We start from the raw sequence: 14,600 nt of genomic DNA, 5'->3' as shown, positions 1-14,600 counted from the left end.
ATTCTTCCCGGCCAACTTCCGGCCACTTTCCGGCCACCGGTTTCAGTCTCTCTCAGTGCTGTTTTCAGCCGATATATTGAATATAGTCGTTTTCCGGCCACTGCCGGTGTAGGAATATGGGATCTTCGTTCCTTCTCCCGTGTATGTCACGGATAGCAACCAGATCTGGATCGAACACAACGAACTCGCTCGACAAATTTACTGTCGATTTACCGGACGGACGAACGGCTCGAGTCGAGATTACGGGACTACCGACGAACCGCGTACGTGTCGATGTGCGGATTCCGAACGGCCGTCACTGGATCTTCGGCGTGAACGGCGACGTTGCCGGACTCGAGGGGATCAGTTCGTGAGTCGGTCAGCTGTCATCCGGCTTGAGGTCGGCTGCATCGAGTTCACCAGCGAGATACTGCTCACCGAGATCGGTGATCTCGTAGTACCCTCGCTCGACGCGGGTGACGAGCCCATAGTCGACGAGTAACCTCTTTGCGGCTTCGTTCGATGTTCTTCGCGAGCACTGCTGGAGAGAGAATCATACCCGACGAATCCAACGCCTCGAGAACTCGATCGTCGGTCGGCTGTTGCATCCAGTCGCCGGGCTGTCGCATACTTCCTCTGTGTCAGAACTAAAGAATACGCCTACCGGTACAGCGACTGGATATCAACTAAAGGAGTTTCTCGAGCACTACTAACTGCTGGCCACAACGGCTATTACCTAAGCGAACTGATACAGAAGTGGGCTGGTACGGTAGGTGGTGGTTCGTTTCCAGCCCGTTTTCCGATTCGAGAACCCCACTCTTTAATCACACGATAGTCGGTATCACCGCACATACGAGAGCCGAACTGAGAGCGAGTGTGTGACAGTTGATACGCTATCGCCAGACGACAGTGCGACGGGCGTCTACTCGCTCAGGTAGTGGCGTTCTCTTGAGTCGAGCGGACCCGTTGCTGTCGGAGCCGTGATGTGTCGGAGCGGTTGAACCCGTCCCGATGGCTACGCCTTCGAGTCGTGATCGGACGACTGGTTCCAATCTTGTGCAGAATCGTTATATATGGTGGGGTATATATTCTGAACTGGCTGGAACGGTAGGTGGTGCTGGTAGGTTCCAGCCCGGCTTTCGGGTCCCGAGCCGGCCTCGTTGCGTTTTCGCAGTCGTCGCGTTCGACCGGGCCACGACTGTCGCGTCCAAGACAGTCCAGGACGTTCGAGCGAGCACTCAGCGCTGCTGTCCGACTGCCGATTCCATACTATGGCGTCGTCTCGTCCCCAAGCCACGAGTGTATCCGTTCGAGGATGGCGGTCGCTACGGCGTCACCGATCCGATCAGGCGTCTCGGTCAGGTCCCAGACGTACTCGCCGTCGCGGGTGACGGTGGTCCATTCGACGTAGTCGCCACGGTCGAACTCGAGCAAGATGGCCTCGAGCGTGGCTTCGTCGAGGCGGTAGCCGGTCGTGGCTTCGATGCTGGCGGCGAGCTGGGCGGTCGTCGCGAGGGTGCGACCGTCGTCGGTCTCGAGCGACCTGCCGACGGGTGTCTGCGGGGATGGGGGACGGGCGGGCATGGCTGGCCAGCGGTTGTGAACCGATGCGGATGAACGCTTGCCTTCATATCGTCGCCGATGACACTGCGGCCCCGAATCGTTAGGTGCTGGCGGCGCCTCTAGACGCCTATGCCAACCGTCTACGTCGCCCTCCGAGACCGCCTGCTCGTCTGCTCGAGCGCCGACCGCGGTCCCGACGCGTGGTCGACGACGACGGCACTCGAGGGCACCTCACTCGAGTGTCTCGCCGTCTCGCCCGCTCGCCCGGAACGAGTCTTCGTCGGCACGTTCGAGGACGGCCTGTTTCGGTCCCGGACGGGTGGTGAGTCGTTCGAGCGCCTTGAGACGCCGTTCGTCAGCGAGGCGGTAATGTCACTCGCCATTAGTCCACACGATCCGGACGTGCTCTACGCCGGGACGGAACCGAGTCGCGTCTACCGCTCTGCGGACGGCGGCGACTCCTGGACCGAACGCTCGGGGCTGATCGACCTCCCCTCCGCCGACGAGTGGTTCTTCCCGCCGCGGCCCCACACCCATCACGTCCGCTGGCTCGAGGTCGATCCGTTCGACCCCGATCGGCTCTACGTCGGAATCGAAGCGGGTGCGTTCGTGCTGAGCACCGACGGCGGCGAGACGTGGCACGAGCGCCCGCCGGGGTCGCGCCGGGACAACCACACGCTGGCGACCCACCCCCATCGAGCGGGGCGAGTCTACACTGCTGCCGGCGACGGCTACGCCGAGAGCGACGACGGCGGCGAGACGTGGACGCACCCCCAACGAGGCCTCGAGCACACCTACTGCTGGGGGCTGGCCGTCGACCCCGCCGATCGGGATGCAGTTATCCTTTCGAGCGCACGCGGGGCCTCGAGCGCACACACGACCGCGCGGGCCGAATCGTACATCTACCGTCGCACGGGCGAGAGCGACTGGGACCGACTCGACGACCGCGGGATACCGATGGGCGACGGCGTCGTTCGCGCGGTCTTCGACACGCCGGGTACGGACGGCGTCGTCTACGCGCTACACAACCGCGGCGTGTTCGTCAGCGAGGAGTTCGGCGACTCGTGGCACCGGCTCGACATCGACTGGGACGAGCCACTCGAGACGCAGGCTCCGCGCGGGCTGGCGGTCGTCTCCGAATAGACGCCGCTGAGACACGCCAAGGTGTGACTCGAGTGGCCGAACACACCGGATCGACGTTCGAAATCCGTTCAGGGTGCATGCTTCGAAATCCTTTTAGGCGCTACACGGGGATAGTAGAGTAACTGAGTGATATCATGGACGTCGACATCATCTCCGAAACGGAGAACCCCATGTTGCATCGAGCGGACGTCACCTTCGAGCTGACCCACGAGGACGCGACCCCCTCGCGCCTGCAGGTCCGTGACAGTCTCGCGGCCAAGCTGAACAAGGACGCTGACGAGGTCGTCATCCGCAAACTCGACACCAAGTTCGGGATGCGAAAGACCGTCGGCGAGGCCAAAGTCTACGACACGGCCGACGACGCCCGCGAGGTCGAACAGGACCACATGCTCGAGCGAAACAAGATCGGCGCTGACGAAGCAGACGCTGACGCTGAAGCGGAGGAGGCCTAAGATGGCACGCCACGAACTCTACAACGACGACGGTACCACCGACCGCGAAATGTGTCCCCGCTGTGGCGACGTGTTCCTCGCAGACCACGGCGACCGCACCCACTGTGGCAAGTGCGGCTACACCGAGTGGGCGTAATCGGCACCGAGCGGTTTCACCACGTCTCGCGTCTTCCTGCAGACACCACACGTGAGTTCTGACACCAGAATCCTCGGCATCGAGGGCACCGCCTGGGCAGCCAGCGCGGCGGTGTACGACTGCGCGACCGACGAGGTCGTCATCGAGAGCGACGCCTACGAGCCCGAAAGCGGTGGCATCCATCCCCGCGAGGCCGCAGAACACATGCACGAGGCGATCCCGCGCGTCGTCGAAACGGCTCTCGAGCACGCCCGCCAAACCCACGACGGACCACCGACGGAGCCACCAGTTGATGCCGTCGCCTTCTCGCAAGGTCCTGGCCTTGGCCCCTGTCTGCGGATCGTCGGGACGGCCGCGAGGGCACTGAGTCAGGCCCTCGAGGTTCCGCTGGTCGGCGTCAATCACATGGTCGCCCACCTCGAGATCGGTCGCCACACAGCCGACTTCGACTCGCCAGTTTGTCTGAACGCGAGCGGAGCCAACGCCCACCTTCTCGCGTATCGCAACGGCCGCTATCGCGTCCTCGGGGAGACGATGGACACCGGCGTCGGCAACGCGATCGACAAGTTCACCCGCCACGTCGGCTGGTCACACCCCGGCGGCCCGAAGGTCGAAGCGGCCGCGAAAGACGGCAAGTACGTCGACCTCCCCTACGTCGTCAAGGGGATGGATTTCTCGTTTTCGGGCATCATGAGCGCCGCGAAGCAGGCCCACGACGACGGCGTTCCCGTCGAGGACATCTGTTTTTCACTTCAGGAGAACATCTTCGGGATGCTCACGGAGGTCGCCGAACGCGCCCTCTCGCTGACCGGCAGCGACGAACTCGTCCTCGGCGGCGGCGTCGGACAGAACGCCCGCCTGCGCGAGATGCTCGAGACAATGTGCGACCAACGCGGGGCCGACTTCCACGCCCCCGAGCCCCGATTTCTTGGCGACAACGCGGGCATGATCGCCGTCCTCGGCGCGAAGATGTACGACGCCGGCGATACGCTCGCACTCCCCGAGTCGCGTGTGAACCCGAACTATCGGCCCGATCAGGTGGCCGTGACGTGGCGTGGGGAGTCCAAGCGAAGCGAGGACCTCGAGCGCGGCCGCGAGACGGGGACGGAACAGGGCGCCGAAGCCCTCGTGGACCTCGAGCCCGACGCCGGCCGCGTGAGGAAACGCCGCGAATCGAAGGGGTATCGCCACCCCGACCTCGACGAACGCCTTCGACGCGAGCGAACGACGCTCGAGGCCCGCTTGACCAGTCTCGCCCGCCGTGAGGGCGTGCCGACGCCGGTACTCTCCGATGTCGATCCCACCGAAGCGACGCTCGAACTCGAGCACGTCGGCGCGACCGATCTCCGCGAGGGGCTGTCGGTCGAGCGGGTGCGCGACGTCGGTCGCCACCTTGCACGACTCCACGGGGCCGGATTCGTCCACGGCGATCCGACGACGCGAAACGTCAGGGTTGGTCGACGGGCGTCTCGTGACGACGCTGGTACCGATGAGCCACGAGAACGAACGTACCTCATCGACTTCGGCCTCGGCTATCACACCGACCACGTCGAGGATTACGCGATGGATCTGCACGTCTTCGACCAGAGTCTCGTCGGCACCGCCCTCGATCCCGACCTGCTTCGTGCGGCCGTCCGGGAGGGGTACCGCGAGGTCGGCGACGAGCGCGTCCTCGAGCGTCTCGAGGACGTGGAGGGTCGCGGTCGGTACGTGACCGACTGATCGTCGCTCGAGGCGAGCACCCAATACTCATATCACGGGAGACCGTACGGTCGTCCATGGCAGACAAGCCGACTTCCGGAGAGATTCTCGGGGTACCGTATAACTTCGAACGACCGAACTTCAGCAGCATGCTCTCGGCGTACTGGCAGCCCGGGGAAGGGATGCTGGTCGAGAAACCGTTCGGCGTCGGCTACACCCTGAACCTCGCTAACTGGCGCTCGTGGGTCGTCGTGCTCGTCGCGGGTGCACTCCTGTGGCAGCAAGAACAGGGCTCGTCCGAGGAGTCCCAGGACGCCGAGGACGAACCCGTCGAAGTCATCGTCGACGACGACGGCAACTAACATCTTTTACGGGTCACAGTGTGACCCGAATTCGAGTGCGTTCCTGAGGCCCGTCTGAAACCGTGAGCCGCAGCGTTCCATCCCTCGAGCGAAGCGAGCGTCAGCAACCGACGCCTATTTTCCGTCCGGGACCCCCGCCTCGTACATGGCCATTCGATTCGTCACCGGAAACGAGGGGAAAGTTCGGGAGGCACGCGAGTACCTCGCCGATATCGAGCCAGTCGAGCAGATCGACTACGACTACACGGAGATCCAGAGCGACTCGCTCGCCGAAATCGCCGCCCACGGCGCTCGAGAGGCCTTCGACGAAGCCGGTGGCGAACAGCCGGTGCTCGTCGACGACGCGGGCCTGTTCGTCGACGCCCTGGGCGGGTTTCCGGGGCCGTACTCGGCGTACGTCGAGGACACCGTCGGCGTCGAACGGCTCTGGCGACTCGCACGCGAGGAAGAAAACCGCCGCGCACATTTTAAGACCGTCCTCGCCTACGCGGACGAAACCGGCACCGAGACGTTCGATGGGTCGGTCGCCGGCACGCTCGTTGCCCCGCGCGGCGAGGGTGGCTTCGGCTACGACCCGATCTTCGAGTACAACGGCCAGACGATGGCCGAGATGAGCACCGAGGAGAAAAACGCGATCTCGCATCGCGGCCGCGCGCTCGCCGCGTTCACGGAGTGGTACGCCGACCGCGAGGCGTAACTCGAGTCCTATTCTCTCGGGTCCCGGTCCGGACCCGGATACGACCCGCCTTCGACGACCTCGTAGAGACTTTCCGGATCGAACAGCCGCGCGAACGCGTCCGGCGGGCGAACGCTGACCGAGATGCGAGGCTGTAACGTGAGCCCGGCCCGTGCCGATCCGAGCGCGTCGTCGTACGACAGCAGGTGGGCCGCGCCGCCGCGATAGGCCGACGCGAGCGCCGGGTGGTCGCCTTCGGGCTGGTCGACAGCGACGCGGTCGGCCTCGAGTCGCTCCCGGTGGTCGGCTGCGAGGTCGGGATTGGTGAGAGTCGCAACGAGCCGTTCCGTCTGCTCGAGCAGCGGATCGCTCGCAACGAGGTCGATCCACGAGTGCCGGCGGACGTGATCGAGCGCCTCGCGGGCGTCGCCGTCGACGAGGAGGTCGGCGGCGAGCACGTCCGCGTCCGCGACGACGCGTGCAGGGTCGGGCTGGTCAGGCATCGTCGCCGTCCTCCACAGCCGCCAGTTCGTCGATCGTCGCCCGAATCGACTCGAGGTCGACGTCGTACGCCGCGGCGCGGTCGAAGAGGGCGTCCCAGGATGCTGTCATCGCCGGCTGTTGGATGGCTGGGGGCAAAAGCGGTCCGTCTCCCGTACCGGACTCGGTATCGTGTCTGCTGGTCGCTCGGCGTTGACCCCATTACTCGAGCCGGGAAACGAGCCAGAACGCGACGGTCCCGAGGACGAAGGCGACGCCGACGTTGATCGCCAACCCGGCGACGCCGACGCCGACGACGACCGCAAGCCCGCGGTGGCCGTCGACCGGGGAGACGGCCGCGCGCGCGAGTTCGAGGGCGACGACGACGAGTAAGACGCCGAGGACGGACAGTGGGAACGCAGCCAGCAGCGCTCCGGTGGCGACCAGTGCGAGCGCGAGGTAGCCGACGCCGAGGAGGACGTTCGCCCCGCCGGTTCGCGCGCCGAAGGCGTACTTCCCCGCGAGTCCGCCACTGCCGTGACACATCGGGACGCCGCCGAAGGGAATCGCCGCGAGACAGGTCACGCCCATGCTCGTCGAGAGCGTGTCAGCGGAGATGTTTCGATCGTAAAGGTCGCCACAGAGCAGCGCGGTCGCGATCGCCGCGTTCCCGACTGTCATTCCGAGCTGGGCGACGGTGCCCTCGAGGGCTGCACCCGAAAGCGACGGCGTTCCTGCCGGAAAGAGCACGGGATCGGGCAACTGAGGCGCTGGGATGCCGGCCGTCGCGACGGCCGCGACGCTCCCGAGGCCGAGGACGAACAACACGCTCGCCTGTCGGTAGCCAACGATAGCTAGCAGGCCAACGATGGCGATCCCGGCTGCGGCGACTGGCAGGTTGCCACTCGAGAGTCCGACGGCTGCCTCGAGCAACAGCAGGGAAACGGCGAACTGGACGCCACGGATCACGGGCTCGCCGACAATCGTCTGGAGGCGACCGACGAGGCCGAGTTGTCCAACGGCGAGGAGCACACCCCCCGCGAGCAGCCCGGCGGCGGCGAGTTCGGGATAGGAAAGCGAGCCGACGATCGCCAGCCCGATCAGGGCTTTCATCGGCTCGACTGAAAGCGGCATGCCGTAATACAGGCCCCAGACGATCTGGAAGACACCGAAGCCGACCAGCACGTGGGGCAGCGAGACGCTCGTCGTCGCAGCGAGCGCAACCAGCAATGGGAGAACCGTAATCGAATCTCCTAGCGCACCCGTCAGTTCACCTGTCGAAAACTCGAGGTCGGAATCGGTGAACGAACGGATCGAATACGCCATTATCGGCGTTACTGTCGCTGCACTCTTCACTCTTTTCAGTAACTATTAGCAGTTTATCGATCGTGATCGAACAAGCGAACATCGTTACCCGCACGCAGCGTCGGGTCGCGGTCGGACGGCCCGCGAGGTCGTTCCCTCGAGTCGAATCCACCCGAAATTTCGAGCGGGGGGTGCCGATCACGAAGCGCTGCACTGATCCGCGACTACTCCTGCGGAGCGAACCCGGTGTCGTCGATCGCCTCCGGCATCGGATCGGCCGTCGAGACCGCTTCGGGATCGACGTCGGCGGCGGCTCTCGCCTCGGGGAGGTCGTAGCCGCCTTCTGTGTCGTAGCGCTCGAGGTGGGCGTTCAACTCGCCGGCGTGCTCGGTGAGCACGGTCGCGCTGTGGGCGACGTGCGAGAGTGCCTCGGCCTGTGCGGACGCCCGCCGGGCCGCCTGCGCCGACGTCGTTGCGGTTCGCTCGCTCGTCTCGGCGGCGTTTTCGACCAGTACGACGACCTCTTCGGTCGCAGCTGCCTGCTGTTGGGTCGCCGCGGAGATCTCCTGAACGCCGTTGTTCGTCTGCTCGGCGAGTTCGGCGATCTGCTCGAGTGCGCTCGCGGCGTTTTCGACGTCGTCGACGCTGTCTTCGATACGATCGCGACTAGTCCGGACCTCGTCGGCCGCTGAGATCGCTCGCCCTCTGAGCGTCTCGAGGCGTTCCTCGACGGATTTGACCGAGTCGTAGACCTTCTCGGAGAGGTTCTGAATCTCGTCGGCGACGGCGCCGAATCCTTGCTCACCGCTGGCAGAGCGGGACGCTTCGATGTTGGCGTTCAACGCCAGCATGTTCGTCTGCTCGGCGATGTCGCTGATCGAGTCGACCAGGTCGTCGATCTGCTCGGCTTCGGCCTCTAACTGCTCAATCTCTTCGAGCGTTCGTTCGGTCTCCGTCTCGATGACGTCCATGCCGTCGATCGCGTCGCCTGCAGCCTGACTGCCCTCTTGACCGGCACGTGCGGTTCGGTCCGCCGTATCGGCGACTTCCGAGGCCGTCGCGGCGATCTCCTCGACCGTCGTCGAGAACGACTCCATCTCCGCGGCGACGGTTCGCAGCTGCTCGTGTTGTTCCTCGTTGTCCTCGACGACCGCAGTCAGCGCCTCGCTCGTGCGGTCGCCCTCGGCGCGAACCGTCTCCATACTCGTGTTCAGTTCGTGGCTGTAGGTGACGACCTCGCCGGAGAACGACTTCAGCGTCGAGAACGTCTCCTCGATCTCGGCGAGCATCTCGTTCGAGTTGTCCGCCAGTTCCTCGACCGCGTCGTGGGTGGTCGGGTGCTCGAACCGCTGAGTGAGATCGCCGTCGGCGACCGAGCCCGTCGTCTCGGCGTGTGTCTCGACAATGCGCTCGAGGTCGCTCAACGACTGATCGGTTCGTTCGCCGGCCGCCAGTTGCTCGCGAAGCGACGCGAGCGAGGTCTCGAGTCGGGAGACGGCGTCGTCCCCGTCGGTCCGAAAGTCGACGTCGCGATCGCCGTCCTCGAGTCGGGCCGTTCGGTCGGCGACGTCATCGATGGCCGCGTATAGCTCGTCACGCTGACGTGGCGCGGTACGGGCGTCCGAAACCGCGGCGATGGCGATAGCCGCGACGCCGGTCGCAACGACGCCACCAGCGCCGACGCCAAGCAGCGTCGGCGAGAACTCGCCGAGGCCGACGGCGGCAGCGGCGACGGCGGCGAGACCGACGACGACGACCGTGAGCCCGAATCCGAGCGGTCGGGCCGTCTGTATCGCGCCCGGAAGTGGCGATCGATCACCCGCAGTCGGCGCTGCGTCAGTCATCCTGCCCTCCCAGTGTCGCGTTCGACGCTGACTCGGACTCGAATTCGAACGTGGCTGCCGACCCGGTGTCCGTGCTGGCCCGTCGAATATCGAACCGACAGGCGTCGTCTCCTTCGTGCATACACGTCTGTTCTTCGGCGACGAGGTTTTCGTCGAACCGCTCTGCGACGCCCTCGATCGCGCCGCGAGCGACGTCACACAGCTTGCGGTCGGAATCGTAGGTGATCCGAACCCGATCCTCGTCGAGGCGCTCCGACCGAATCCGTGGCGTCGTCAGCGTCGTCAGATCCCGCGTCCGTAACGACGTGTGAAACTGCTGGATGTTCGCGATGAGTTCCAGTCCGTTCCACTCGTCGTCGATGTGCAGGTCGTACGTCTCGAGCAGTGCCGGAACGACCCACTTGCCGTACTGTGTCAGAATCGTCCGCGGACTCTGGTCGGTGAGTTCGCCGGCCGTGCGGGCGATTTCGTAGACGTCACGGTCCGGATAGACGGTCACCGGGACGTAGACTTTCTCCTCGATGTCCGCCTCTCGTTGCACGGACAGCCAGGCGTCTTCGCCGTAGGTATCGACGACGAACGCCTGCAGCGTTTTCAGAATAATTCCGTGCATTCGATCCCTCCAGACCCAGTTTGTCGGCTGCTTCTCGTGAAAAACATCCCACTTTCCATGATAGTCACTCTCTCTTTCAACTATAACTTGTTAGGTGTTTCCCTCCATCACATTGTTTTTCCGTTACATCTCCGTCGAATTGGGCGCTTATCGACCGGACGGACTGGCGACTCGAGGATCAGCACTGCTAAGACGACCCGGTCGGACCACTCGAGCGTGAGCGACCTCGGCAAAATCGACCGTTCGTTTTTCGACCGCCACATCGCGCCGAACCTCGGTGCGGAGCGAAACGACGTCGCAGTCGGCCCGCAACACGGCGTCGACTTCGGCGTCGTCGATATCGGCGGGCAGGCACTGGTGACCGCGACCGACCCCGTCTCGATCCTGCCGGCGCTCGGCTTCGAGCGGGCGGCCCGATTCGCCCTCGATCTCATCCTCGCGGATGTGGCCGTCAGCGGGATCTCGCCGTCGCATCTCTCGATCTGTTTTACCCTCCCCGAGACGATGACCGACGACGAGTTCGCGACGGTCTGGGAGACGATCCACGAGGAGTGTGCCGACCTTGGCGTCGCCGTCGTCACGGGCCACACCGCCCGCTACTCGGACTCGTCGCATCCGTGGGTCGGCGCGGCGACCGCGATGGGCGTCGGCGACCACGACGAACTCGTCCGCCCCGACGGCGCAGGCGTTGGTGACCGACTCCTCCTGACGACCGGCCCCGCCGTGGAGTCCGTTGGACTCTTGAGCACCCTCTTCGGCGATCAACTCGAGCTTCCCGACGATGTCGTCGCCGACGCACAGGCCCGACTCGAGGAGGTCTACTGTACTCGAGACGCGATGACGGCCGCAGCCGCGGGCACGGTGACGGCGATGCACGACGTGACCGAGGGCGGTCTCGCCGGTGCACTCAACGAGATGGCCGCCGGCGCGGATGCTCGGTTCGTCATCGACCGTGACGCCGTCCCCATGCGCCCCGGCGTACAGGAGGTGTGTGACGCCCTCGAGATCGATCCGTGGGCGGCGACCAGCAGCGGCTCGCTGTTGCTCGCGGTCGATCCTCACAGTGTCGACGCCGTTCGCGACGCACTCGAGGACCGCGACACCGTGGTCGCTGAAATCGGGGGTGTCGAGTCCGGTTCAGGCGTGTTCGTCGATGGCGAGCGACTCGAGCACCCGAGCGTCGACCCGTCGTGGGACGCCTATGCCGAACTGGCCGACGCAGCCGACGAGTAACGCGGATTCCGGCGCTGCCGACGGCTACTCGCTGGTTTCCCACTCCTCGATGAGCTCCGATGCGGTCGTGCGTTCGGCGTTGTAGACGCGCTCCAAGTAGTCGAGGCCGTCTTGATGGTCCTCTTCCGTGAACGCGTCGACGCAATCTTCGGGGACCACGATCTCGTAGCCGTTGAAAAAGCCGGTCGCGGACGTGTGGCGGACGCACATGTTCGTGTGCAAGCCGGTCATCACGAGTCGATCGACACCGAGACTCCGGAGGTGTTGGTCCAGCCCCGTCTCGAAGAACGCGTCGTAAAAACGCTTCTCGAAGACGTGGTCGTCAGCCTCGGGTTCGAGGTCGTCGATCACCTCGGCCCCCTCCGTTCCGCGCATCGCGTGTTCGCCCCAGACCTCGAGTTCGAAGTCCTCCGGTCGGTGCGCGTCGTTGGCGTAGACGATCGGCACGCCGTGTTCGCGCGCCGCCGGCAGCAACTCATCGCGGAGCGTCGGAATGATGTTCTCGGCGCGGTCGGCAGCGATCTCGCCGGTCACGAAGTCGTTCAACATATCCAAAACGATGACAGCGTCTCCCATACTCCCCGTTTGCTCGAGCGAACGATATTGCTTGGGGGTACAACACAGTTTCCCCGACTGTTACGGCTGCGTGTACCGACCGCGACCGACGCCGACCTCCCGACCATCACCGCTTAGTATAACCGCGGAATACTCACTCACATGAGAACGCCCGCACCCGACAGCCGATCCGTGGCGCTGACGATCGCCGGCAGTGACTCCGGCGGCGGCGCAGGGATTCAGGCCGACCTCGCGACGATGGCCGCCCATGACGTCTTCGGGACGTCCGCGATCACCGCCGTCACTGCCCAGCACACCCGCGGCGTCGAGTCTTCGTATGTCCTCCCGCTCGAGGAGATCGAAGCCCAACTCGAGGCCGTCACGGACGACTTCGACGTCGGCGCGGCGAAGACGGGGATGCTCGCGACGACCGAAATCGTCGAAACTGTCGCCGACCACGCTGCTGACTTTCGATTTCCGCTGGTCGTCGACCCCGTGATGGTCGCAACGTCCGGCGATCGCCTGCTCGAGCCAGCAGCCGAACGCGCCTACGAAACCTTGCTGGGGGAAGCGATGCTTGCGACACCCAACGCCGACGAGGCCGCGGTCCTGACTGGGATCGACGTCATCGACGAGGCGACGGCTCGTGAGGCGGGCGAGGCAATCCTCGAGACGGGCGTCGACGCGGTGTTGCTCAAGGGTGGACACGTCCCCGGTGAGACGGTTCGCGATCTGCTCGTCACCGACGACGGGAGCCGCACGTTCGACCATCCGCGGATCGACACCGACGCAACCCACGGCTCCGGCTGTACGCTTGCCGCCGCGATCACGGCCCGGTTAGCGAGGGGCGAACCGCTCGAGGTCGCCGTCGAGGGAGCGACCGACTTTCTCGCTCGTGCGGTTCGGTACTACGCCGACGTCGGCGAAGGCCCGGGCGCGGTCAACCACACGGTCGAACTGCGGAACGCGGCCCACCGAGAGCCCACGGCCGAGGCGGTCCAGTCGGTCGTCGACCGCCTCGTCGCCGCCGACGTCTCCGCGCTCGTTCCCGAAGTCGGAATGAACGTCGTCGGTGCGACGCCCTACGCCGAGTCCGTCGCCGAGACGGCGGCCGTCGAGGGCCGTATCACGCGAACGCTGTCGGGGGTTCAGCCCAATCGCGGCGTTCGATTCGGTGCCTCGAGCCACGTCGCCCGATTCCTGCTCTCGGCTCGCGAGTTCGTTCCCGACCTCCGGTTCGCGGTCAACTGCCGATTCGGTCCGGACGTCGAAGACGCACTCGAGGTACTCAAGTGGCCGGTCGCCGAGTACGACCGGGACGAGGAGCCCACCAAAGACGCGGAGGGGAGCACGATGGGCTGGGGCGCACGCCAGGTCTTCGAGGGCCGGACAGAGCCGCCGGTCGCCATCCTCGACCGTGGCGATGTCGGAAAGGAAGCGATGACGAAACTCGTTGCGAGCGATCCCGAGACGCTCGCCGATCGGGTGTTGGCGCTCGACCGTGAGGTGACCGAATGACCGCCGCCGAGACTGGAGACGGGGCCGCAACTGACCTCGACGTCGGCATCATCCTCCCCCAGTACGGGACCACCTTCGAGACGGTTCGGGAAACGGCCCTCGAGGCCGAAACGCGTGGCTACGACGCCGTCTGGCTCGAGGACCACTTCCAGTCGTGGATCGGCGAGCCGCGGCGAGACACCCACGAGTGCTGGACGACGCTCAGTGCCGTCGCCGAGGCGACCGACCGAATCCGACTCGGGACGCTTGTCACGAGCCAGTCGTATCGCCATCCCGCACTGCTGGCGAAAATGGCCGCGACGGTCGACCACGTAAGCGACGGCCGCCTCGAGCTCGGCCTCGGCGCGGGCTGGTACGAAGCCGAGTACGACCGCTTTGGCTACGAGTTCGGGGAGCCGCCGGCCGAGCGACTCCGCCGACTCGCCGAGACGGTCGAGATCCTGCAAGGGCTGTGGACGACCGATTCCTACAGCCACGAGGGACGACATCTCGAGATCGACCTCGAGGACGCCTTTTGCGAACCGCAGCCTGTCCAAGAGCCTCACCCGCCGATCTGGATCGGCGGTGGCGGCGAACAGTTCACGCTCCGATATACGGCCGCGCTGGCCGACGGCTGGAACTACGGGACGCTCGAGCCCGAGGGCTTTGCGAACAAACTCGACGTGCTCCGCGAGCACTGCGAGAGCGAGGCGCGTTACGACGAGATTCGCAAATCAGCCGAACTGTTCGTTTTTGTCGGCGAGACGACCGCCGAGGCCGAGGAAAAGCGCGCGCAGTTCCAACGCGAGGTCCTGCCCGACGAGCCCAGTGAGCCGCGCGAGTTCTTCCTCGCGGGCTACCTCGAGACGGCTCCCACGGGGACCCCCAAGGAGGTTCGCAAGCGACTCGACGCGTACGCGACCGTGGGCATCGAGACCGTCATGCTCGCGATACCGAACGCGGCCGACGACGGCGACGATAGCTTGGCGCTGCTGGCGGACGAACTGCTCGCGTGAGGGTGGCCACGGATCGTTTTGTGTCAGGATGCCGCAACGGGAAGA

General features: G+C 65.2%; 15 protein-coding genes and 1 pseudogene. 9 read left to right on the top strand and 7 right to left on the bottom strand.

Annotated elements, in window-relative coordinates; translation table 11 throughout:
• Positions 1 to 358: 358 nt before the first annotated feature.
• Positions 359 to 608 (bottom strand): annotated as a pseudogene (locus GCU68_RS21555) (transcriptional regulator).
• A gap of 640 nt (positions 609 to 1,248) precedes the next feature.
• Positions 1,249 to 1,563, bottom strand: a complete 315-nt coding sequence (locus GCU68_RS02535; protein WP_152938898.1) for a hypothetical protein — start codon at positions 1,561 to 1,563, stop codon at positions 1,249 to 1,251.
• Between the two features lie 108 nt (positions 1,564 to 1,671).
• Between GCU68_RS02535 and GCU68_RS02530 the strand changes: the two genes are divergently transcribed.
• The 6 genes from GCU68_RS02530 to GCU68_RS02505 all read left to right on the top strand — a co-directional run bounded on the left by GCU68_RS02530 (position 1,672) and on the right by GCU68_RS02505 (position 6,033).
• Positions 1,672 to 2,685 carry a beta propeller repeat protein gene (locus GCU68_RS02530; RefSeq protein ID WP_152938897.1) on the top strand — a complete coding sequence of 338 codons (1,014 nt, stop codon included), beginning with the start codon at positions 1,672 to 1,674 and terminating at the stop codon, positions 2,683 to 2,685.
• Positions 2,686 to 2,819: 134 nt separating this feature from the next.
• Positions 2,820 to 3,137 (top strand): 30S ribosomal protein S24e, encoded by a 318-nt coding sequence (locus tag GCU68_RS02525; RefSeq protein ID WP_152938896.1) that lies wholly within the window; start codon positions 2,820 to 2,822, stop codon positions 3,135 to 3,137.
• Between the two features lies 1 nt (position 3,138).
• Entirely contained in the window at positions 3,139 to 3,273 is a 135-nt protein-coding gene (locus GCU68_RS02520) for a 30S ribosomal protein S27ae (RefSeq protein WP_152938895.1), read from the top strand.
• Positions 3,274 to 3,324: 51 nt separating this feature from the next.
• On the top strand, positions 3,325 to 4,995 hold the full coding sequence (locus tag GCU68_RS02515; protein ID WP_152938894.1) for a bifunctional N(6)-L-threonylcarbamoyladenine synthase/serine/threonine protein kinase: 1,671 nt from the start codon (positions 3,325 to 3,327) through the stop codon (positions 4,993 to 4,995).
• 56 nt (positions 4,996 to 5,051) lie between these two features.
• Positions 5,052 to 5,336: a DUF5808 domain-containing protein gene (locus GCU68_RS02510; RefSeq protein ID WP_152938893.1), complete on the top strand. Its 285-nt coding sequence runs from the start codon at positions 5,052 to 5,054 to the stop codon at positions 5,334 to 5,336.
• A 145-nt stretch (positions 5,337 to 5,481) separates the two neighbouring features.
• Complete coding sequence (locus GCU68_RS02505; protein ID WP_152938892.1) at positions 5,482 to 6,033, top strand: XTP/dITP diphosphatase; 552 nt, start codon at positions 5,482 to 5,484, stop codon at positions 6,031 to 6,033.
• A gap of 8 nt (positions 6,034 to 6,041) precedes the next feature.
• Here GCU68_RS02505 and GCU68_RS02500 read toward each other — a convergent pair whose 3' ends face one another.
• The 4 genes from GCU68_RS02500 to GCU68_RS02485 all read right to left on the bottom strand — a co-directional run bounded on the left by GCU68_RS02500 (position 6,042) and on the right by GCU68_RS02485 (position 10,254).
• Positions 6,042 to 6,515, bottom strand: a complete 474-nt coding sequence (locus GCU68_RS02500; protein ID WP_152938891.1) for a DUF7384 family protein — start codon at positions 6,513 to 6,515, stop codon at positions 6,042 to 6,044.
• A gap of 199 nt (positions 6,516 to 6,714) precedes the next feature.
• A complete protein-coding gene (locus GCU68_RS02495; protein WP_152938890.1) occupies positions 6,715 to 7,818 on the bottom strand; it encodes a putative sulfate/molybdate transporter in 1,104 nt (367 codons plus the stop codon).
• 203 nt (positions 7,819 to 8,021) lie between these two features.
• Entirely contained in the window at positions 8,022 to 9,641 is a 1,620-nt protein-coding gene (locus GCU68_RS02490) for a methyl-accepting chemotaxis protein (protein WP_152938889.1), read from the bottom strand.
• Positions 9,634 to 10,254, bottom strand: a complete 621-nt coding sequence (locus GCU68_RS02485) for a heme NO-binding domain-containing protein (RefSeq protein ID WP_152938888.1) — start codon at positions 10,252 to 10,254, stop codon at positions 9,634 to 9,636. The genes GCU68_RS02490 and GCU68_RS02485 overlap by 8 nt, the downstream gene beginning before the upstream one ends.
• Positions 10,255 to 10,470: 216 nt before the next feature.
• Here GCU68_RS02485 and GCU68_RS02480 point away from each other — a divergent pair, with 216 nt between their 5' ends.
• Positions 10,471 to 11,487, top strand: a complete 1,017-nt coding sequence (locus GCU68_RS02480) for an AIR synthase-related protein (RefSeq protein ID WP_152938887.1) — start codon at positions 10,471 to 10,473, stop codon at positions 11,485 to 11,487.
• A gap of 24 nt (positions 11,488 to 11,511) precedes the next feature.
• On the opposite strand, the gene GCU68_RS02475 is transcribed toward GCU68_RS02480, so the two are convergent.
• A complete protein-coding gene (locus tag GCU68_RS02475; RefSeq protein ID WP_152938886.1) occupies positions 11,512 to 12,063 on the bottom strand; it encodes a cysteine hydrolase family protein in 552 nt (183 codons plus the stop codon).
• Positions 12,064 to 12,204: 141 nt separating this feature from the next.
• On the opposite strand from GCU68_RS02475, the gene thiD reads away from it, so the two are divergent.
• Positions 12,205 to 13,560 (top strand): bifunctional hydroxymethylpyrimidine kinase/phosphomethylpyrimidine kinase, encoded by a 1,356-nt coding sequence (gene thiD, locus GCU68_RS02470; protein WP_152938885.1) that lies wholly within the window; start codon positions 12,205 to 12,207, stop codon positions 13,558 to 13,560.
• Entirely contained in the window at positions 13,557 to 14,555 is a 999-nt protein-coding gene (locus tag GCU68_RS02465; RefSeq protein ID WP_152938884.1) for a TIGR03560 family F420-dependent LLM class oxidoreductase, read from the top strand. Before thiD ends, GCU68_RS02465 begins: the two co-directional genes overlap by 4 nt.
• The last annotated feature ends 45 nt before the right edge of the window (positions 14,556 to 14,600 follow it).

The organism is Natronorubrum aibiense, from assembly GCF_009392895.1.
Lineage (GTDB): Archaea > Halobacteriota > Halobacteria > Halobacteriales > Natrialbaceae > Natronorubrum > Natronorubrum aibiense.
The sequence above is the reverse complement of the archived record's forward strand: the minus strand, read 5'-3'. Positions and strand labels throughout refer to the sequence as shown.